A 22,847-nucleotide genomic window follows, 5' to 3' on the forward strand; every position below is an offset into this window, starting at 1 on the left:
GTTATCACACATTATGAAAAAAGAAAAAGCACCCTTAAAAAATAATTTTCTAAGGGTGCTTTGCGCACGGTACCACCTTGTTTGTTTCTCAGGGGTAACGTCATTTGCGACGGGATTTTCATCCACCTAGAAAGTGTCTTCGTTCGTTCTTGACGCAAGTTTCCACCGACCACTTGCTCGCTGTGCTCAATTACGTAACTACTAATCTTTCATCATTGGCTGTTATTTTGTTAGTGTGTGTTTAAAACTTAGTTTAGATTTCCCCATATGTCAAGGTGAAACAGGTATTTTCCCAACTGGAACTCAATTAGTTTGCTATAATTGACTTACTTTACTATTAAGAAGGATTACGCATTGATGAAATTTTTGCAACATCGTTGGCTGCAACTGATCATCACCATCGCGGTCACGGTGACCCTGGGCATTTTGATGTTCATGCTGACCCGCGAACAAACCGTCAAGGTGAGTGTCGATCAATTGAACATTCGCTCAGCGCCAACGCTACGGTCAAAAACCGTGCATAAAGCAAAATTAAATAGTCGTCTGGTTAAGATTGGCGAAAAGAACCTGTGGTATCACGTACGTTATGATGACGAACACACCGGTTGGGTCGCCAGCTGGCTTGTTAATCGTCGAACCAATTTAAAGCGCGCCACGAACCTATCAGAAGCCACCATTGTGTTAGACCCTGGTCATGGCGGTAATGATTCCGGTGCCTTGCACACATTGGACGCCACCAAGCCAAGTCAGATGGAAAAGACCTACACGTTAAAAGTGACCAAGGCCATCGCGGCTGATTTGCGTGCGCATGGTGCCCATGTGCTAATGACGCGCGATGATGATACCTATGTAGGCCTAGCACCACGACCTGCGTTGGCCAACAAAATCGATGCCGATGCTTTTGTCAGCATTCACTTCGACTCCTCACCTGAACAAAATCAGTCGTCTGGTTTAACCACGTATTATTATCACAAAGAACTTTCCTATGGTTTAGCCACGTCATTAAACAAGCAGCTGAACAATTATCCGATGCCAAATAAAGGCATTGAGTTCGGTAACTTCCAAGTGATTCGAGATAACCAACGTCCGGCAGTCCTTTTGGAAATGGGTTACATCAACGACAGTCATGATTTTAAAACAATCAGTGGCGTTACTTATCCATTACGCGTTGCAAATTCTGTCACTAAAGGATTAAACAATTACTTCGCAGAAGACGAGAGTGGAACAAAAGTCGGGAAGTAGCGAGCAAGGCCTAGAACGGCTTAACTTTTGGCGCACGTTTCCGCTATTGAAACTGAGAAGACAACAAAGGGTCTGTGGACATAATGTCCCAGACCCTTTTTGATACTTGTTAAACTACGAAAACGTGATTCAAACTTCCAGTCGCCGTTGACCGCTCATTAAGCTTCAAACCACAGCGTCACTGGTCCATCATTCACCAATGCTACCTGCATATCCGCACCAAATTCACCGGTTGCCACAGGAACCTGCTCAGCTAACAGCCTATTGAAATGTTCCCATAGTGGTTTAGCAAGATCCGGTGCTGCCGCATTACTGAATCCGGGACGATTTCCCTTTTTGGTATCTGCATAAAGCGTGAATTGTGAGACTGATAAAATCTGTCCAGAGATGTCAATGACACTGCGATTCATCTTGCCATCTTCGTCACTAAAGATTCGACAGTTCAACACTTTCTTCGCTAATTTAGCGACCGTTTCTTCGTTATCATCAGGTCCAATGCCAACTAGTAGCAACAATCCATCATCAATTTCACCAACAACTTGTTGCTCAATGGTCACACTAGCTTGCTTGACTCGTTGTAATAAAACACGCATGACCTATCCTCCAACTAATGAATGGCCCGGAGCACTTCATAAACATCTGGCACATTCTTCAAATTATCCATAATGTGATCTAGCACTTCCATGTTACGAACACCAATCGTCGCTGAAATAACGACCATCTTATTATGATCAACCTTACCAGTCACAGACGAAAGATTCTTAGTGGTGTTGTTAATCATCCGCAAAACATCATTTAACATGCCGTTGCGATTATACCCACGCACTTCAATATCGGCATTGTAGTTTGTGTGGTTATTTTCAGGATCGTCCCATTCGACATCAACGATCCGCTCACCATGTTCCTCGGCAGCACGAACGTTAGGACAATTTTTCCGGTGTACTGAGACACCACGACCTTTGGTAATGTAACCAACGATTTCATCACCTGGAACTGGTGAACAACAATGACTCAAGCGAACGAGTAAGTTGTCGACACCTTCAATAATGACCCCGTCAGAAGACGACCGTTTGGCGTTTTCCTTCGCTGTTGCCGCATCTTGTGGTTCGTCTTGTTTATCACCATTCTCGGACAAAATTTCACGTTCAGCCTCTGCTTGGCGTTCAGCTTCTTTTGCTGCCCGTTTTTCTGAGGTCAACCGGTTCGCAACGCCCATTGGTGCCGCATCACCAAAGCCAATTGCCGACAACAAGTCATCGGCCGAACGGTAATTCATACGTTCAGCAACATTTTCAATATTTGCATCCGTTAAAATTTCCTTCGGATCAAAATTCAATTCATGCAGCTGATGAACCAGAATATCTTTACCGGCATCAATGTTATCGTCTCGATCAAGCTTTCTGAAATACTGCTTGATCTTATTCCGAGCACGACGCGTGTGAACCAGGTTAACCCAGTCACGACTAGGGCCGCTGGAGTTCTGCGACGTCATGATGTCAACGATATCACCCGTCTTGATTTCAGAATCAAGCGGCACAATCTTGCCATTTACCTTGGCTCCTGTGGTGTGGTTCCCCACTTGGGTATGGATAATGTACGCCATATCCAATGGGCCTGCGCCTTTAGGCAATTCGAGCACATCGCCCTTAGGTGTAAATGCATAGACAGAATCCGTGAATAAATCGCCCTTAACGCCTTCCATAAAGTCATCGGCATTGGTTGCGTTATTCTGGAGTTCGATAATCTGTTTGAACCAATTCAGCCGATCCCCATTACTGGTTTCTTCAACCTCACCGGTTTGGCCTTCTTTATAAGCCCAGTGGGCAGCAACCCCAAATTCGGCGACACGATGCATTTCTTCCGTCCGAATCTGAATCTCCAAAGGCTTCCCTTCAGGTCCAATAACTGTTGTATGCAGCGATTGGTACATGTTTGCCTTAGGCATGGCAATATAGTCCTTAAACCGCCCGGGCATTGGGGTCCAGTGCGTATGAATGGCTCCTAATACGGCATAACAATCCCGAATCGACTTGACGATGACCCGAATCGCCAGCAAGTCATAAATCTGGTCAAACTGCTTATGCTTATCAACCATTTTCCGGTACACAGAATACAGGTGCTTCGGCCGTCCGTACACTTCTGTTTCAATATCGAGATCGCTAATTGCTTGCTTCAAATCAGCAATTGCTTCATTAATAATCTCAATCCGTTGATTCCGCTTGGAGTTCATTAAATGAACGATGCGGTAGTACTGTTCTGGGTTCAAATAACGAAGACTTAAATCCTCTAGCTCCCATTTAATGGTGCTAATCCCTAAACGGTCAGCCAACGGTGCATAAATTTCAAGCGTTTCATTGGCAATGCGCCGCTGTTTATCAGGACGCAAATGCTGCAATGTGCGCATGTTATGCAGCCGGTCAGCCAGCTTCACAATGATGACCCGAATATCATGGGACATAGCTAACAGTAGCTTACGATGGTTTTCAGCCAATTGTTCCTTATTAGAACGATATTTAATCTTCCCAATTTTGGTGACACCATCGACGATCTCAGCAACGTCATCACCGAATTCATCGCGCAAATCATCAAGCGTTGCCACCGTATCTTCAACAACATCATGTAAAAAGCCAGCCGAAACCGTCTCTGGATCCATTTTCAAGTCCGCCAAAATAGCCGCAACTTGAATCGGGTGCATAATGTAAGGTTCACCAGACTGACGCTTTTGCTCCGCGTGAACACGCGCAGCAAAGTCATAAGCCTCTTGGACTTTTGCCACGTGTTCAGCATTCATGTATGTGCCAACTTGGTGCATCACTTCATCGGCGGTCCAAATGTGTTCCTTTGACATCGTCTCACCCCTCATTAATCTTTTATGATACTTTATTGTAACCGAAAACATAAATTAAACAATAGTCCCGACTTATACAACAAGGGAGCGGTGTCCACCAACGCCAAGTCATTAGTGAGTTCGCTCCGCTCACCGTCGGCCAGATGTGACACCTTACCGCTACGGGCTTTGCGAATTCTTCGCAGCCCTTCGCTAACGGTGTTACATCTGGCCTCTGTCACTAATGGCTTGGCGTTGGTGGAGTGCGTTGACTGTGCGAAGTTCACGCGCAGTCAACGACGCAAGAACCGACAACAGTTAAGTAAAGTAACATTCGTGGTGACTGAATAGAGATATAAACCTCAACCATGTACGTAATCAGCAACGAAAAAAACCGACCATAGATCAGCTAACTACTTCAGCTGGTCTATGGTCGGTTTACATTTTTGTGCACGTATTTAATTTGACGTTAGTTTAGTAACACTACTCAAATTTCGGATACAACAACTACACAGCCGTTTTCTTACCCACAATCGACTGCTTCGTGCCACGTTGCTCACCAGCTAAACCAACTTGCCGGCCGTAAGCAAAGTAACTCACACATAGATAACCGATGGCTAAATAATAGGCGTATTGATGGGCAACATCACGCAGTAAAAACGTTGCGACCGCAAAGACAAGTGGGAAAACCAGTAATCGCCAAGCACCCGTACCCTCTTTGCCAATTATCCGACCACTGATTGCCGCATACAGGCCGTTGATAATCAGTAAAACCCATAAAATTTTGTGATACACCGTCATACTGCTCATGTTGGCAATCCATGGCAACAGTGCACCGAAGAACAAGCCAAGTAACCATAACCACCAACCGGTGAGTGTTTTCAAAAATGTCATGTTATCGCCACGCCTTTTCATCAAAATTTAATTATGCGGTCAATTATAGCCAATTTAACGACCAGCGTCACGATTATTTTGGTCACCTTAACTTTTTTTAACTATTCACCAAAGGACGGCTGCAATTCTAATGCGTACGAAAGCGCACCCAAAAAGTAAAATGGCGCCGTTTCCGTTCGCAAAATTCGTGGTCCTAAACCTGCTGCAACATAGCCTGCATCCGTCAATGTCGTCACTTCTGCCGGCGTCAAGCCACCTTCAGGGCCGAACACAGCGGTGACCGTATCGCCTGCTGACAAGCCTGCAAAAGTAGTTGCTAACTGATGCTGTTCACCCTGCTTCGCAGATTCTTCCCATGCCACGATGCCTGCAGTTGTCGGCATGGTGGCAATCTCGCTCAAACTGCTTGCATAACTTATTGTGGGCACTTGCAGTCGATGAGATTGCTGCGCTGCATTTAAGGCAATGTCCTGCAAACGAGCAATTTTCTTGCCCGCCTTTTTCTGCCAATCAGCCACTGCCCATTGCGTTTTAACAAACACAACTTCATGGACGCCTAGTTCGGTTGCCTTTTGAACGATTAATTCAGCCTTGTCGCCTTTGGGCACACCACAAACAATGCGTGCTTGTACTGGTAGTTCCACAGGTTTTGTAATCGTCTCATCCACTTGCATCAGCGCCTTTTTAGCATCTTTATCCAGTTCTGCAACATGCGCGACTAGTAATCCATGTTCGGGCGTCACAAACTCAGCTTGCGTGCCAATCTCGGCGCGCAGAACTTGTACAAAATGTTTGTAGGTTGCGGGCACCAATGTAAATGTCTCACCAGGCTGCCATTCCGCAGGTAAAAAGTAGTGTTGCATCAGTCATCAGCCCCCGGCTTTTCAGCAATAATCCCGTACCAATCACCGCGCTTGAGCGTTTGAATAATTTTAAAGCCCGTTTTGACTAAGTTGTCACGAATCAATGGATACTTATCAGCAATAATGCCGCTGCTTAAAAACAGCCCATGTTCAGGTAACAACGGCCACGTTTGCGGAATCAACGGTACTAAAATTTCTGCCAGGATGTTCGCGACGATAATATCCGCTGATTGATTAATTCCTTTCAGCAAATCATTTGGCGCTACATGAACATCTTTCGCAATTGGATTCAAATCAAGATTCGCTTTAGCTGCATCAACGGCAATTTGATCCACGTCATAGGCATAAATGTCCCCGGCACCTAGTTGCTTTGCCGCGATTGACAACACCCCTGAGCCCGTACCAACATCTAAAATCGTTTCACCACCGCGCACCGTCATTTCTAGTGCTTGCAGCATTAGTGCCGTGGTCGGATGTGTGCCTGTTCCAAATGCCATGCCAGGATCTAACACCAGTAGCTTTTCGGCGTCATCAGTTGGTTGATAATCTTCCCAGCTAGGAACAACCGTCAGATATCGGGTCACGCGAACCGGATGATAATACTTTTTCCATGCGGTTGCCCAATCCGTCTCGGCTACCGGTTTGGTCAAAACGGCACCGCTACCGATGTTAAGGCCAAACTGTGTCAACATTTGCACTCGTTGCGTGATATCAGGCACAAGTTCCGTGATTGCCACCGTCGCTGGATAATACGCGGTCACCACAGCACCGCTTTCTTGATGCGGCACACTACTTTTATCTAACAATTCACCTGGAAACGTTGGTTGTAATGCGGCAAAATCAGCGGCATCGTCAATTTTCGTTCCCGTTGCGCCGGCTTCCATCAAAATATTACTGACGGCTTCCACCGCTTCATTCGTTGTTGTTACTGCTATTTCAGTCCACTGCACGTTACTTATCTCCTTGGTCGTTCACATTTCCGTTAAAGGGTCCGGTCACAACGACCTTACCAATCATTTTGTTTGCTTCAACAAGTTGATGGGCAGCCCGTAATGAATCCGCATTGATGCCATCAGCCAACGTTTTCGTCAATGTTGTCTTGATGACACCTGCATCCACCAGCTTCGCAATATCAGCCAGCAGGACGCCTTGTCCAGCCATATCAACAGCATAATCAGACTTAGCAAACATGTACTCCCAGTCAAAACTAGCCGCTTTGTTTTTCAGTAATCCCATTGGTAGTGGTGAAACATTTTCAACAATGGACGCCACATGACCAAAGGCCGTTACCAATTGTGCAGCGGCAGCGAAATATTGATCCGTTGAATGCAAAATCAAAATACCATCAAACGCATCCACAGCAGCAGCTTTTGCTTGCGCAATCAAGTCCTCACGGTGGTTAAAGACGCGATCGGCGCCTAATTGTTTAACCCAAGCAATCGTTTCTGGCCGTGAAGCCGTTGCTGTCACCGTTAAGCCAGCCCATTTAGCCAATTGAATGGCCATGGAGCCAACGCCACCGGCACCGTTCACAATCAACAGTTCACGTCCTTCATTGGCACCTTCACCAAATAGGAAGCCCATTTTTTCAAACAGTACTTCACCGGCCGACAACGAGGTTAATGGCATTGCGGCCGCCTCAGCGTCGCTTAACGTGGCTGGTGCCTTAGCAATCAAACGTGCATCCACAACTTGTTGTTCAGCGTTAGCCCCATCGCGTTTGGTGGTACCAGCATAAAACACCCGGTCGCCGACTTTAAAGTCCGTTACGTCCTGGCCAACTTGTGCGATTGTTCCAACCGCATCGTAACCAAAAACCTTACCAGCAGGATCGGTTACATTTTGGCGCAACTTCGTGTCCACTGGATTGACCGACACTGCCACCACGTTGACGACAACATCTTGTACACCTGCAATCGGTGCCGCCATGGTTGCATCCACCATCGCTGGTGCGTCTTCAATGCCACTTGCAGCAAATGATCTAATAACTTTCATCATGCCACCTCCGTTTTGTAATACCCTTATTGTCCCAGACAAGTCGCGTAAATGCCAATTATAACAGAGCGATTAAACAGCCGGTTAAGTTGCGAGCACGACCTAGCTCGACCGCACGGGTGGCCTAACCCGGTAGGTCGGGCGTCGTCGGCACAGCAACTTGACTGTTTCATCGCATTTCCACTATTTCAATCCCCAAATCAAAAATAGGCTAAAGACAAAATCACTTTGTCTTCAACCTATCTTCAGCCGACCCTATTCGTGCGTTTCTTCATGTTGTAATGACTTGCGCACATGTTCATACCGTTCCCGGCCTTCGTCTGTTAAGACGTGGCTGGCCAAGTAGTCCAATAACTCATTTTCCGTTTGGAAGACCCGTGGGTTATGTTGACCGTGCAAACGTAGGTCAAACTCGTCGATCTTCAACCGTCCCAGTAAACTGTGACTGTACTTCGCAATTAAACGATTATTTAACTTCTTCTTGCCAAACCGGAGGACGTAGACATGTTGCGGCACCATCATCGGCCGAATATACGTCTTTTCATAATGAAATTGGTTTGCTTTTAAAAACGTCTTGGTCCGTGCTAGCACACGCTCACCTCCCATACTTTATTTTGTCTTGTGACTTTCTTCTTCGTCAGTCTGAAGCACGGCCATGAAGGCATCTTGTGGTACATCCACAATTCCGACGGCCTTCATGCGCTTCTTCCCGACTTTTTGTTTCTCTAACAGCTTCATTCGACGAGTGCGGTCACCACCATACAGGTGCGCCGTCACGTCCTTTCGGTAAGCCTTGATATCTGAACGAGCGACGACCTTTGAACCAATCGCTGCCTGTACCGGAATCTCAAAGTTTTGTCGTGGAATGATGTTCTTTAAACGACCAACGATCACGCGTCCCCGATTAGCTGAAAACTCGCGGGCAACAATGAAACTCAACGCATCAACCTTGTCACCATTTAATAAGATATCAATCTTAACCAGGTCCCCTGGACGATAATCATCCAGCTCGTAATCAAGCGATGCATAGCCGCGCGTGCTGCTCTTCAAACGGTCAAAGAAATCAAAGATGATCTCAGATAATGGGATGTAGTATATCACGTTCACCCGGTTATCATCAAGATATTCCATCGTATCAAAGTCACCACGTTTGCGCTGACAAAGCTCCATCACGGCACCAACATAGTCATTTGGCACCATAATTGTCGCTTTCACGTAAGGTTCATTAATGGCTTTAATGGCGACCGGTTCCGGCATTTCAGACGGATTTTCCACGATCACCTTACTACCATCCGTTAGGTCAACATGATAGGTAACGGACGGTGCCGTCGTAATCAAATCAAGGTTAAATTCACGCTCCAACCGTTCTTGCACAACATCCATATGCAGCATTCCTAAGAAGCCACAACGGAATCCTGAGCCTAACGCTTGCGACATTTCTGGTTCAAAAACCAGTGCAGCATCGTTTAACTGCAATTTTTCCAGTGCCTCACGCAAATCGTTATACTTCGCGTTATCGGTTGGGTACAGCCCTGCAAACACCATCGGATTCATGGTCCGGTAACCTGGCAAAGCCGTCTGTGTTGGGTGTACGGCATTAGTCACCGTGTCACCCACTCGCGTATCACCAATATCCTTGATTGAGGCGGTGATATAACCAACATCCCCGGCCATCAGCACATCACGCTTGATTGGCTTAGGTGAGTTGACGCCCACTTCAGTGACTTCGTATTCAGTCCCTGAATTCATCAACTTGATGTGATCACCAGGCTGAACGGTTCCTTCCATAATACGCAGGCTCAATACAACCCCACGGTAATCATCATAGATGGAGTCAAAAATCAGTGCCTTAAGTGGTTTATCTAAATCTCCGGTTGGTGCCGGCACATCTTTAACGATCTGTTCCAGAATCTCTTCAATCCCAATCCCACTTTTGGCACTAGCTAGCACGGCATTAGAAGCATCAATCCCGATGTCTTCTTCAATCTCTTGCCGTACCACTTCAGGCTGTGCCGATGGCAAATCAATCTTGTTGATGACTGGTAAAATTGCCAGGTTGTTATCAATCGCTAAGTACGTATTTGCCAAGGTTTGTGCTTCCACACCTTGAGCTGCATCAACCACCAATAACGCACCTTCACAGGCCGCTAGCGACCGTGAGACTTCATAGGAGAAGTCCACGTGTCCTGGTGTATCGATCAAATGGAAAATATACGTTTCGCCATCTTTAGCATGGTAGTGTAACTCAACTGCATTTAACTTAATCGTAATACCACGTTCGCGTTCCAAAGGCATGTCATCTAAGACCTGCGCCTGCATTTCGCGTTTAGAAATCGTATCGGTCAACTCTAAAATCCGGTCGGCCAACGTCGATTTACCGTGGTCAATATGGGCCACAATCGAAAAGTTTCGAATGTGCCGTTGCCGCTCTTGCATCTGGGCAAGATCCATGGCAATTCCTCCTTTGCAGCTACCCAAGGCAACCTTGCTGTAGCTGATCAACTGTCGTCACTGACAGACGCACTTTACGTCGTTCATGTGAAATTCTAAACACTAATTATAGCAATGAATGGGCTAACAAACAATTGATAAGTAGCTGTTTATGCACAAAAGGTTCGACTCATGATTAACCCATGAATCGAACCTTCTGTTTTTCGCCTATTTAAGACGACACCTATCGATTAGATAACATCGGTAAATGCTTTGTTAGCTTCATCTAGATTAGGAACCCAGCTGTCGCCATCTTTCTTCCACGCAAAGTTAGCATGAAGTTTCAGTGCATTATTGGCCTTATCTTCAGAAGTGATCACAATCAAGCCTTCATTAAATTCAGCACGGACGATATGTTCTTTAGCATCGTCCTTAATCACCTTTTGATCTTTAAGCGTAAAGTCACTTAGATCAATTGCATTTGGGTTCATTCTGCAGTTTCCTCCTAATTGTCATCGTGGCGCTTACGAATACCGGCTAAACCAAGTAGTCCAAACAAACCAGTACCGATTGCAGCTAACAAACCACTTTCTTCATCAGTTTGTGGCAATTGCTTTTGCCCATTAGCTGTTGTTGAGGTTGTCTTCTTTGCAACAGCAGATGTTGTCGCAGCCTGACTAGCTGCCAGTTTAGTTGTCTGTGTTTGCCCAGCTTGTGCAGCTGCACCCTGATCAACTAAATGACTGGTCGTGGATGTCGTCTTGCCAGTTGCGTCGACGCTCGATTTTGCTTCTTGGTCATCTTGCGTCACGGGTTTACTTGAATGGTTGTCCGGCGCTGTTGGTTTGTCAGTTGGCTTCGTTGGTGTGGTTGGTGTCGTCTGCTTAGCAGGTTTAACCGTCAACGTGCCATCAACTAATGCTAGTAGATAGTTAGCGTTAGCTGCCGAATCAGCAACAACTTTAATCGTGTACGTACCAGCCTGACCATGGCTACTTTGCGTCAACGTATATACCGGTGCAACACCAGCATCAGGTTGCCCCAAAACAGTTGCCGTCAACGTTGGCTCTGCATCGCCAGCCGTCATCTCAACGTCATTAGCAGTGACACTCACTTTAACTGGTGTAACCGTTGCAGTGCCTGCACTAACTTGTAAGTTAATGTTCTTGTTAGCGGCAGTAATTGCCTTAATACCAGCATCACTCAGAGAAACCGCGTACTTGCCAGCATCAGCTTTAACGCCTGACCAGTTAAAGTCTTCAGCAGTCAAAGTTGGCACAACAGCATCGCCACTCAATTTAACACTCGGTAAATCAAAACCAGTTGTCAAACCGTCATAGTTCTTTGCAACATCCCCAACCGTCGCGGTAATTTGGCGAACAGGTTCCGGGGTAATCGTAAATTCATTTGTGCCAGTGGTAATGACATAATCGGCATTTTGATCAGCTGCAGCCTTCACACGCAATGTGTATTTACCAACAGCTTCGCCTGGTTCACGAACGATTTGATAATTCAGTTGACGACCATTTTGCGGTACACCGACAAGTGTTGCCTCAAATTGTGGATCAGCGGTGCCGATTTCTTTGGCGGCCACTTGTGGCGTGATCGAAACTGCCGCTGGCGTCACGTTAACCGTTGTGGCAAACGAACCGACTAACTTCGTGTGTAATTTTTTGCCCAGCAATGTCTGTTGCGCAGCGTCCGTTAAGGAAACTGTGTACTGACCAACATCAGACTTAACTGCCGACCAATCAAAGTCTGTTGCAGCCAAGGCAACTTTTTGACCATCAACGCTAACAACTGGCATCGTTGCCGTCGTTAAACCGTCGTAAGTCTTATCAACAGGTGTCATGGAAACAGCTAACTGCTGCAACGGTTTGATGGTGAAAGTACCATTTGTCGTTTTAACGTTGTAGTTGCTGTTGTCATCTGCAACGACCTTAATCGCGTATTGACCAGTCGTCTCACCAGCTTGTCGACTGATTGTAACCTTCACAGGTACGCCATCAGCTGGCACACCGCTGGTCGTCCAGGTCAAATCTGGGTCAGTTGTGTCATCAACAAATTTCGTAACATCTGCTGCGGCAACTGAAACATCAGCCTTGGCAATGGTTACCGTCGCTGCTGCATCACGTACATCATGATGTGGATTGACTGCGGCAAGTTTTGCCTTACCAGCAGCATTCAACTTAATCACGTACTGACCAGCATCTGACTTAACCGCTGACCAATCGAAATCGTCATGGGTTAACTTGGCACTTACAATATCGATTGCCGTTGTGACAGTCGGATCAGCAAAGTTAGTCGTGCCATCATACGTCTTCGATAATGCGCCTAACTGAACAGTTAATGGTAACAGTGCTTTAACGGTCAACGTACCAGGTTCAACTGTCACGTTGTAGTTTTGATAAGCTGATTGATCAACGTTAGCTGTCAACGCATACGACCCAGGTTGGTTACTTGAGTCAGTCCGCGTAATCGTTGGTACAAACGTTTCACCCGCCGGCACACCAGTAATCTTGGCAGTAAAATCAGGATCGGTTTCATCTGCAAATTTCGTTGCGCTAGCCACTTGAACGTTCACATCAGCCTTGTTAATCACCGCTTGTCCGATTGTCTTCAAAGCAACCTGACTGTGCGCATTAGCCTGAGCAATTGCGTTCAGTCCAGACTGATTTAACGTAACCGTATAGCTGCCAGCAGCTGCTTTGACGTTTGACCAGTCAAAGTCATCCGCTGATAACGCTGGCATAACCGCACCATCACTCAAGGTAACAGTTGGCAATGGGAAGCCAGCAACAGTACCATCGTAGGTCTTTGATAACTTAGCAGCATCCGCTGTCGCCGTGATGTCGATCAAGGCTTTCACAACTAGTGAAGCTGGTTTCACGGTGATGTCGTAGTTTGGATAGTCAGCTGCATTAAAGTTGGCCTGCAAGGCATAACTACCAGGTTGGTTACTTGTATTAGTCCGAACAATCGTTGGCTTAAAGGTTTCACCACTGGGGACACCAGTTACAGCGGCCGTAAATTGAGGATCGGCTTCGTCAGCATATTTAGCAGTTGGCGTATCAATCGTCACCATCACAGGCGCTTTCGTAATGGTTACTTTACCGCCAATCACTGACGCAAGCTGACTGTTCTTATTGGCCGTAGTGATGGCTTGTTTACCAGCCTCACTTAATGTGACGTTGTAAGAACCAACCGTGGTGTTGACGGTTGACCAATCAAAATCAGCTGCCGTTAGTGTTGGCACTTTCGCATTACCAGTCAACGTAACTGCTGGCAAAGTCTTAAAGTCTTTGGTGCCATCGTATTGTTTGGTAACTGTCTTAACCGTTGCTGTTAACTGAACTGGACTAATCGTGAAGTCCGCGGTAGTTACTCCGGTCAGCTTGTAATTAACCGCACTCTTTTGATCAAGTGCTGCAGTCATTTGATACGTCTTGGCATCTTCACCGGATACACGAGTCACAGTAATGACCGGCATGTCACCCTTACCATTCCACGTGTTCTTCGTAACATCGGCGTTTAAATCAGGGTCAGTTTGACCAGCAACTTTACCGTCGTCTTTCAAGGTAATGCTAAAGGTAGCTTGATTGATCGTCGCTGTCGTCGTTGGTGTCTTGGCTAAAGTAATGTTGCCATGATTAGCTTCAAGCAACTTGTTTTGCCCAGTCGCATTCAAACTAACTTGATACGTTCCAGCAGCCGTGCCAACTTGTGACCAGTCAAAATCAGCAGCTGACAGCGTTGGTACGACGTAGCCTGTAGCTAATGTCACGGTTGGCACAGTCGTAAAGGCGTTTGTTCCGTCGTAATCTTTACTGATTGGTTCAACTGTTGCGGTAACTGCGACTGGCTTGATCACAAAGGTGGCATTCGTATTGGCAGTCAACGTGTAATTCTTGTCGCTGTCAGCATCTAGCTTAGCGCTCAAAGCGTAACTCCCAGCATTTTCGCCAGCAGCACGGGTAACGTTGATCACTGGTTTAACCGTGGTGTTGGTCCAACTATTATCGATAATGTCTTGTTGTAGATCTGGATCGCTTTGACCAACAAGTTTGCTATCACCCTTTACTATGATGGAGACAGGTGCCTTAGTAATCGTTGCTAAGCCGGCGATTACAGTCGCAACAACATGATTCCCAGCTAGCTTTTGCTTACCAGCATCTAACAGCGTAACTGCATAGTTACCTGCGTCAGCACGCGTCACCTTTGACCAATCAAAGTCTGCCAAGTCTAAGCCAGTAGCTTTCGTTCCATCACTCAAGGATACGGTTGGCAAAGTAAATCCTGTCGTCTTGCCGTCGTAAACTTTTGTTACTTTGCCCACAGTGGCTGTCACACCAACTGGACTGATCACAAATTTTGCTTTTTGATCGGCAGCAGTAAAGTTTTTGGCACTGTCCGCTGATAAGCTTGCCGTCATCACATAGGTACCAGCATCTTCACCAGCGTCTCGTGTGACTGACAGGGTTGGCTGCGTTGCCTTATCTGACCAGTCAGTTGTTGCATATTGACTCAAGTTTTCAACGTTTTTATCACCGTAAACCTTGCTACCATCTTTCAATGAAATAGCAACGTTCGCTTTGGAAATCGTTGCGATACCATCTGTGGCACTTGCAATCGTCACATTCGGATACTGCTTAACGATCTGTTGTTTCCCGGCATCGTTCAATGAAACCTTGTACGCACCAGCGTCTGCTTTAACTGCAGTCCAGTCAAAGTCAGCAGCAGGTAATCCACTGACGATGACGCCGTTACTTAACATCACTGAAGGAACATTCTTAAATGTCTGTGTGCCATCATAAGTCTTCGTGACCTTGCCCAATGAAGCAGTAACTGCTTGTGGCAAAATCGCGAATGTTCCAGATGTCACATCTGCAATATAGTTCTTAGCACTAGCGGCATCTAGCACAGCCGTCAAGGTGTATTTGCCAACCGTATTATTACTTGCATCACTGCGCGTAATCATATAGGAAGGTTTTGATCCCTTTTGATTCCAGTTATCGGTCACAGCCCCGGTAAAATCAGGGTCTGCTTCATTGGTGACTTTCTGCGAAGACGCCACAGTAGCAGTCAACTTCGCCTTATCAATGCCGACCGTTCCAGCCTTAATTTGTGCGACCTTGGTATTAGCAAATTGTTTTTCAACGTTGGCTTTACCTGCGTCATTTAAAGTAATGGTGTAGGTTCCAGCATCAGCTTTAACGGCTGACCAATCAAAGTCAGCTGCTGTTAGGCCAGTTGCAACACGACCATCTGCCAAAGTAACCACTGGCATTGCTGTGAAACCTGTTTGAACTGCGCCATCATAGGTTTTGCTAATCTGACCAAGTGTTAAATCAATATCCGTTACTGGAACATCCTTAATGATAAAGGCTGCCGTTGCTGGTTTGACCGGATCAATCAGATAGTTCTTCGCACTAGCGGCATCAAGGGTTGCTGTAATCATATAACTACCAACTGCATTGTTCTTCGCATCGTTACGGCTAACAACATAGGTTGGCTTGGTCCCCTTACCATTCCAGTTATCTGAAACATCCTTGCTAAAGTCTGGATCAGCTTGGTTGGTAAGCTTACTATCTGCTTTGACGCTAACCGCCAGAGTTGCTTGCTTGACCACTGCTGAACCAGTCGTTACATCAGCCACTTTGATGTTGGCAAATTGGCCTTCGATTTGTTGCTTACCAGCGTCCTTTAAGGTGATGTTATAGCTACCGGCATCTGCTTTCACTCCTGACCAATCAAAGTCAGTTAGCGTTAAACCAGTCGCAACACGGCCATCTGCCAACGTTACTGTTGGTATCGTAAAGCCATCAGTTGTGCCGTCATACGTCTTAGTCGTAGTTCCGACGGTGACGTTAACTGGTGTCGCAGGGACAGCTTTAATCGTGAACGGCGCTGAGGTTGTTGAAGTTGCATCGATTTGATAGTTCTTTGCACTGGCAGCATCTAAAGCAGCTGTAATCGTGTAAGAACCGACCGCATTGTTAGCAGCATCATTACGTGTGACCACGTAAACCGGTTTGTTTCCTTGACCATTCCAGTTATCAGAAACATAAGTCGTGAAATCAGGGTCAGCGGCATTGGCGAGCTTGTTACCGTCTGTCTTCAAAGTGATTTTCAATGTCGCCTGACTAATCTTAGCCGTGCTAGTGATCGCGCCAGCATCTACTTGCGTGTTTGGATTAGCTACTTCAATGGCAGCACGTCCAGCACCGTTCAAACTGATCGTATATGTGCCAGCGTCAGCTTTAATCGCTGTCATATCAAAATCAGCATTGGTTAACGTAGGCGTCACCATCGTTTTGCCAGTGGCATCCTTAACAGTAACCTTGGGAAGGTCACTAAAGGTTGTTGAGCCGTCATACGTCTTTGAAAGATCAGTCATGGTGACCGCTAATTTTGCTTCGTCATTGATGGTTGCCTTACCTGCTTTAACGTTAGCAGCCGTTAGCAAGTAGTTATCACCAACCGCAGTATTAACAGCAGCGATTCCGGCACCATTTAGCGTTACGTCATAAGAACCGGCGGCAGGTTTTACGTTGCGCCAGTCAAAGTCAGCCTTTGGTAGCGTGCCTACTGTTTGACCATCTGACAAGGTCACTGTTGGGACATCCTTAAAGTCGATGTTGCCATCTGCAAACTTAGTCACTTGACCAAGCGTCGCCGTGATCTTAATTGGATCAACAAACAGTTTACCGGTTGCGCTCTTGACGATGTAGTTCGGATTAGTCGTACCATCGGCCGTAACCGTGTAGGCTTTGCCTCCGTTGACCGCATTTGCATCATCACCGGTCGTCGTATAGTTAACCGCTACCCCAGCTTGTGGCTTGTCATCAGTAACAACGAGTTTGAAATCAGTTTGATTAAATAACTTGTGTTGATCGTCAATCTTCAAAGTTACCGTGGCTTGGTTAATCTTGATATTGCCAGTGACGTCACCGGTAATCTTGGTATTCACATTGGCATTAGTGATCTTATCTTTACCGCTTGTCTTCAAAGAAATACTGTAAGTGCCTGCATCTGCTTTCACATTCGATAAATCAAAATCAGCTAGCGTCAATTTCGGTGCGATCAGTGTGTCTTTAGCAGCATCGCTGACCGTAACCGTTGGAACGGCAATCGTTGTTGTACCATCGTAAGTCTTATCAGGTGCCTGAATCGTTACTTGTAATGTCTTCACAGGAACCGCTGTAATCGTCGCAGTACCTTTGGTTACATTTGCCAAGATCAACGTGTAATTGCCGCCAACTGCGGTATTGATTTTATCAATACCACCTTGGTTCAAAGTAACGTCGTAAGGACCGACAGCAGCTTGCACCTTGCTCCAATCAAAGTCATCGACTGTGAGAGTTGATGGTGCTATAAGTCCATTACTCAACGTAACCGTTGGTACCTGCGTAAATGTGGTCGTGCCGTCCGCAATTTTAGATGCATTACTACCAACCGTTGCCTTGATTGCTAGTGCATTTACGACAACACTGCCTGTAATTGGTTGCGTATTTGCAATGACACTATTCGCGTTGTTGGCTAAGATCTTCGTGCGTCCAGTATCCCTTAGGGTAATGCTGTACGTGCCAGCGTTTGCTCCGACACCTGTCAAATCAAAGTCATCATTTGTGAGAAGTGGTGCTGACATCTTTTGACCATTTGCATCAACGACCGTAACCGTTGGTGTCTTAATGGCCGTCTTGCCATCATAATCCTTAGTGACGGGTTTAATCGTCACCGTTAATTTAACTGTATCGATTGGTTTAGCAGAAATTGTCGCCTTACCTGCCGCTACATCGGTCAAGGTTAAATGATAATTACCACCGATAGCTTTATTGATCTTGGTTAAACCAGAATCGTTCAACGTTACGTTATAAGTACCTTGCGTGGCAGCCGTTACACCGCTCCAGTCGAAGTCGGCATTTTGTAACCCAGGTGCAGTTAAACCATTTGATAATGTAACAGCTGGTAGCTCAGTGAACGTCTTAGTTCCATCGGCAACTTTGGTCACGTTATTACCGACAGTTGCCTTGATTGCTAACGGTGTCACTGTGACTGTTGTGTCGCCAGCAGCTTTGATCACACTGTTTGCGTTTGCCGCAATAATTGTCTGCCGACCAGTCAATGATAACTTAACCGCATACGTACCGGCATCAGCCTTAACAGCACTTAAATCAAAGCTGTCCATCGTTAACGTTGGTACGATCATCGCCTTATTAGCGGCGTCAACTACTGTAACAGTTGGTAATGTAATCGTCGGTTTGCCATCATAAGCCTTTGGTGTTGTTATAATGGTCACCGTTAATTGTGTCTTTTCAGGTGCTGGCGTAACTGTTGCTGTTCCCTTGGTCACATTTGCCAAGGCTAACGTGTAATTACCGCCAACAGCAGTATTGATTTTATTAATTCCAGTTTGTAACAGAGTGACGTCGTAGGAACCGGCAGCAGCTTGTACCTTACTCCAGTCAAAGTCACTAACTGTGAGGGTTGACGGTGCTGTGAGTCCGTTACTCAATGTAACCGTTGGCATCTGCGTAAACGTCTTATTCCCATCCGCAACTTTAGCTGCATTACTACCGACCGTTGCTTTGATTGCTAATGGTGTCACGGTAATTGAACCAGTTGCACCAGTCACGTTATAGTTTGGATTTCCGTTAGCGACACCAGCAACGGAAATTGTGTAAGGGCTGCCACCATTAACGGTAGTCGCCTGATCTAATCCTGTAGCCGTCCAGTTAACTTTGACACCGTTAGCTGGTTTGTTATCTGTTACTTGCAACGAAAAGTCAGTTTGGTTAAACGTCTTAGTTTGATTTGGTGCAATCGTCAATGTGACGTTTGCTTTGTTGACCACAACAGAACCGGTATTCACCGTGGCAATGTTGCTATTAGCATTCGCATTTTGAACCTTCGTCTGGCCAGATGACTTCAAAGAAATTGTGTACGTACCCGCATCAGCCTTAACTGCGCTTAAATCAAAGTCGCTAGCAGCTAAATCAGTTGGTACTGACATGGTCTTCCCATTAACGTCCGTTACTGTAATCGTTGGATTAATAGTCGGAATCGTACCATCATAGGTTTTGTTGATTTGGGGGATGCTAATGGTCAATTGTGCCTTTGGTGCGACAACTGGCTTAATCGTCACTTTCCCAGCAGTTACATTAGCAAGCTTTAAATCGTAGTCTTCACGAACCCAGCCCTTGATTTTAGTGATACCAGCATCACTTAATGTAACACTGTACGTTCCAGCAGCAGGCTTAACCTGATCCCAATTAAAGTCGCCCTTTACCAACCCAGGCGTCGTTTGCCCGGCTGATAAAGTAACCGTTGGCATCGTCGAAAAGTCCGTAGTACCATCAGCGTCTTTGGTCAAATCTGACACAGTTGCGCTCAATGCCAATGGTAAAATGTAGAAATTACCAGTTGCGGGAATCACGTTATAGTTAGCATTAGCGCCCTTTTTCCCAGCAGCTTTTATCTGGTAAGCTTTTCCACCATTAACATCATCACCACCATCACGACCATCAGTATATTCAACATCTGGCCCCATAGCAGGTTTGACATAGTTCACGATGAAATGGACAGGATCTGGCTGTTTATATATCTTCTGTTGATCTGGAATTGTCAGCGTAATTTTTGCCTGACTAATATTGAAAATACCAGACTGAACATTGTCAGCAGTAATTCCATAGTCAGGGTTGGCGTTAGCTAGCTTTTTAACACCAGCATCAGATAACTTTACAGTATAATTCCCGACATCTTGACTCGTAATACCGCTGGTATCAAAGTCGCTAGCTTCCCAAGTCGGCATTGTCATACCATAAGCAGGCGGTGCAGTCACGCTAAACACTGTTGGATCTGTACTTGGATCATTATCGTAAGTCTTCCCACCAGCAACAACAGCAATTGACGTTGCTTTAACGGTTAAGGTACCTGTAATAACTATCAAGTCATAGTTTGCATTAATTGGGTTGCTATTATCTAACGCGATTGAAATGACGCCAGGCACACCTGGCTTTTCAGTATTAACCCCACCACCACCGGTTACGGTTGCAGGTTTAAAGACTGGCTCTGGGGCACCGGTCGGAACACCAGTAAAAGTTTTTGTGAAGACTGGGTCTGGATCACCAGCGTTCTTTGAGGCATCGTCCATCGTAACGGTAATCGTTGCTTTAGCAATGGTCAACGTTCCACCGGTCACTTTATCAGCTGTTAACGTCGCATTCGGATTAGCAGTAACCACTTTAGCAAGACCAGCTGCACTCAAACGAATACTGTAAGGACCTGCATCAGAACTATTATTTGGTTCAGTTGCTTTAGTACTAGAATCAAACAATTCAAAGTCTGACCATGCAAATGTTGGCTGTGTCAAACCAGCAACCCCACTCAATGTCACCGATGGAATTGCGGTATTGCCTTTAGCATCATATGTCTTACTTAAATCGCCAATCTTGGCTGTTAACTTAACTGGGTTAACGGTCACTTTCCCCGCTGTAACATCGCTTAGTGCAAGCGTCGTATTCGGGTTTAGGTCAGTGATTTTCTTAAGACCACTATCACTAAGCGTCAGTGTATGCGTCCCAACGTTGGCAGTAGCTCCGCCCCAGTTAAAGTCACCACTCGCAAAGTTAGTTGGCACTTTAACACCGGTCAAACCACTAAGCGTCACGCTTGGTAATGTAAAGCCATCAGTACCATCATAATCACGCGTAACATTCCCGATCGTTGCCTTCAACGCAGTAGTCGTTGGTTTGACACTATCGCCGTTAAACCGCCAGTAGTTATAAACAACTTGCATCGTTTGCCCGCCAACTAGTGAAACAAACTTATTACTACCTGTTGAGTATTCGGTGTGATCAAAAGTGTAGCCAGGAATTTTCAATCCGACAGTGGTGTTTGGAATTACATCACCGACCTTACCGTATTCAGCGGTACCATCTTGACTCCACGATGCATCCCCAGCGTTAGTCTCGAAGCTTGCATTCTGAACTTGACCCGTTACTGGATTAACCATATTCCCAGCTGGATTGATAATTGCTCCGGCTGAAACACCGTTATTATCATCAGCAATCACCATCAATGGGTTACCATGCATATCAACGTTAACAATCATCGCCTTTGACTGAACCTTAGCTTTATTCGGATCACTATTCGTTGAAGACTGATCGCTACCATTGCTAAAGGAATCATTGGTCAAAACGGCCTGCATATTCACGGCAGCAGCAAATAAATTCGTTGCATTAATAATCTCTTGAGCCGTGCTTTGTGAATTGTTGTAAACTTTCTGCAAATTCAGTGCGTACGGTAACACTAAATTATAAAAAGTCACATTAGAAGATCCAAATATCGGGGCCGTAGATTTACTCAAATCCGCTTTTATGTCAGTGATTCCAGCCTGCTGTAAAACACCATTTGCAGCAATTCTAGCAGAAGATAATACAGCAGCCGGAGATATCGAGCCGGTCCCGTCATTATACGTACTTGGGTCAACCACGGCTCTAAATGAAGCCATCAGTCCACGGCCATTAATTTGCTTGAGCAACGTCTGATAGTTACTCTCATCGGCAGTGCTGATAACTAAATCACCGTAGGCGTCAACAAAAGCATGACTGTTGCTACCTAAAACAAGTTGGTTCAACGCTGTCTGTGACTGACCAACTAAACGATTGGAAACACCTTTTTGGTCTTCCACATAGAGCTGCTGTGCCACAGTCAATTCAGCCACCAAATTATTGGTAATATTCGCCACGGTGCTCAGGTGTAGCTGTGCACTCGCTAAATTTTGACTCGCAGTCGCTTGACGAACTAGGCTAGCTGCATTCGCTAAATCGCTAGTTTCTTGAACAGCATGGGTTTGTAAAGCATCCATCGCGCCATCGGGAACAACCGTATCGGTATCACTGGCCGCAGCTTGTTGTTGGTCCTTAGCTGCAACTTCTTGAATTGCCTGAACGGCAGAGGTTGCCCGACCTTCAAGTTGTTGTAGCTCTGGTTCAACGGTTGCCAATGTCGCAGCTTCTGCCTGTGCATCTGGTGCAACAGCAGAGGTAGCCGTAACAGCCGCGTTACTAATAACGGGTGCTTGCGATTGTGCACTATTGGCCTGACTAGCAGCGCTTAGAGCCGTTGTTTCTGCCAGTGAACTAGGTGTTGCAGCACTAACTGCAGCCACACTGGTCACAGTCTTTGCACTAGTTGCCTGACTGGCAGCTTGGCTAGCTTCAGAAACAGCCGTCAAGACATGGGTTTGTTCAGTAATGGTTTGACCTGCACCACTGTCTTGATTATTGGTGGTCGGTTCAGTGGTATCCGCAAAGGCTGTGTCATGACTAAATAGCCCTAAGCCCCCAAGTAAAACAGTCATTGAGGATAGCCCTGCGACCAACCATTGTTTCCCTGCTTTGTACATTTTAAAGTGGGTTTTATCTGGCGCCATGTCACTCACTTCATCATATTTATAACGCTTCACAATACCCCTCCTGCTCTTCACAATACTGATTAATTATTTTTTGATGATTTATATTATGTGTGCCCAATGGGACTTTTTAAGTGAATTCCTATGTAGGTCACGCATGACCTGTCATCATGCGTGATCA

Annotated in this window: 11 protein-coding genes; 1 reads left to right on the forward strand and 10 read right to left on the reverse strand. The window is 45.9% G+C overall.

What is annotated here, in order from left to right; genetic code table 11:
* The first annotated feature begins 357 nt into the window (after window positions 1-357).
* A complete protein-coding gene (locus IV55_RS02595) occupies window positions 358-1,242 on the forward strand; it encodes an N-acetylmuramoyl-L-alanine amidase family protein (RefSeq protein WP_057809041.1) in 885 nt (294 codons plus the stop codon).
* 158 nt (window positions 1,243-1,400) lie between these two features.
* Here IV55_RS02595 and dtd read toward each other — a convergent pair whose 3' ends face one another.
* The 10 genes from dtd to IV55_RS02645 form a co-directional block, all read right to left on the reverse strand.
* Window positions 1,401-1,835 (reverse strand): D-aminoacyl-tRNA deacylase, encoded by a 435-nt coding sequence (gene dtd, locus IV55_RS02600; protein ID WP_057809043.1) that lies wholly within the window; start codon window positions 1,833-1,835, stop codon window positions 1,401-1,403.
* 14 nt (window positions 1,836-1,849) lie between these two features.
* Window positions 1,850-4,090 (reverse strand): RelA/SpoT family protein, encoded by a 2,241-nt coding sequence (locus tag IV55_RS02605; protein ID WP_057809045.1) that lies wholly within the window; start codon window positions 4,088-4,090, stop codon window positions 1,850-1,852.
* 486 nt (window positions 4,091-4,576) lie between these two features.
* Complete coding sequence (locus IV55_RS02610) at window positions 4,577-4,963, reverse strand: hypothetical protein (RefSeq protein WP_057809047.1); 387 nt, start codon at window positions 4,961-4,963, stop codon at window positions 4,577-4,579.
* A 101-nt stretch (window positions 4,964-5,064) separates the two neighbouring features.
* Window positions 5,065-5,826, reverse strand: coding sequence for an RsmE family RNA methyltransferase (locus IV55_RS02615; protein WP_057809049.1), 762 nt, complete (start codon window positions 5,824-5,826; stop codon window positions 5,065-5,067).
* Window positions 5,826-6,776, reverse strand: coding sequence for a 50S ribosomal protein L11 methyltransferase (prmA, locus tag IV55_RS02620; RefSeq protein WP_057809051.1), 951 nt, complete (start codon window positions 6,774-6,776; stop codon window positions 5,826-5,828). Before prmA ends, IV55_RS02615 begins: the two co-directional genes overlap by 1 nt.
* 1 nt (window position 6,777) lies before the next feature.
* Window positions 6,778-7,821, reverse strand: coding sequence for a zinc-binding alcohol dehydrogenase family protein (locus IV55_RS02625; RefSeq protein WP_057809053.1), 1,044 nt, complete (start codon window positions 7,819-7,821; stop codon window positions 6,778-6,780).
* A gap of 255 nt (window positions 7,822-8,076) precedes the next feature.
* Window positions 8,077-8,412, reverse strand: coding sequence for a hypothetical protein (locus IV55_RS02630; protein ID WP_225425818.1), 336 nt, complete (start codon window positions 8,410-8,412; stop codon window positions 8,077-8,079).
* Between the two features lie 18 nt (window positions 8,413-8,430).
* A complete protein-coding gene (lepA, locus tag IV55_RS02635; RefSeq protein ID WP_057809057.1) occupies window positions 8,431-10,272 on the reverse strand; it encodes a translation elongation factor 4 in 1,842 nt (613 codons plus the stop codon).
* Between the two features lie 230 nt (window positions 10,273-10,502).
* Entirely contained in the window at window positions 10,503-10,742 is a 240-nt protein-coding gene (locus tag IV55_RS02640) for a hypothetical protein (protein WP_057809060.1), read from the reverse strand.
* Window positions 10,743-10,756: 14 nt separating this feature from the next.
* Window positions 10,757-22,720: an MBG domain-containing protein gene (locus IV55_RS02645; RefSeq protein ID WP_057809062.1), complete on the reverse strand. Its 11,964-nt coding sequence runs from the start codon at window positions 22,718-22,720 to the stop codon at window positions 10,757-10,759.
* Window positions 22,721-22,847: the final 127 nt, after the last annotated feature.

Origin of the sequence: Furfurilactobacillus siliginis (assembly GCF_001437435.1) — a bacterium.
Classification (GTDB): Bacteria; Bacillota; Bacilli; order Lactobacillales; family Lactobacillaceae; genus Furfurilactobacillus; species Furfurilactobacillus siliginis.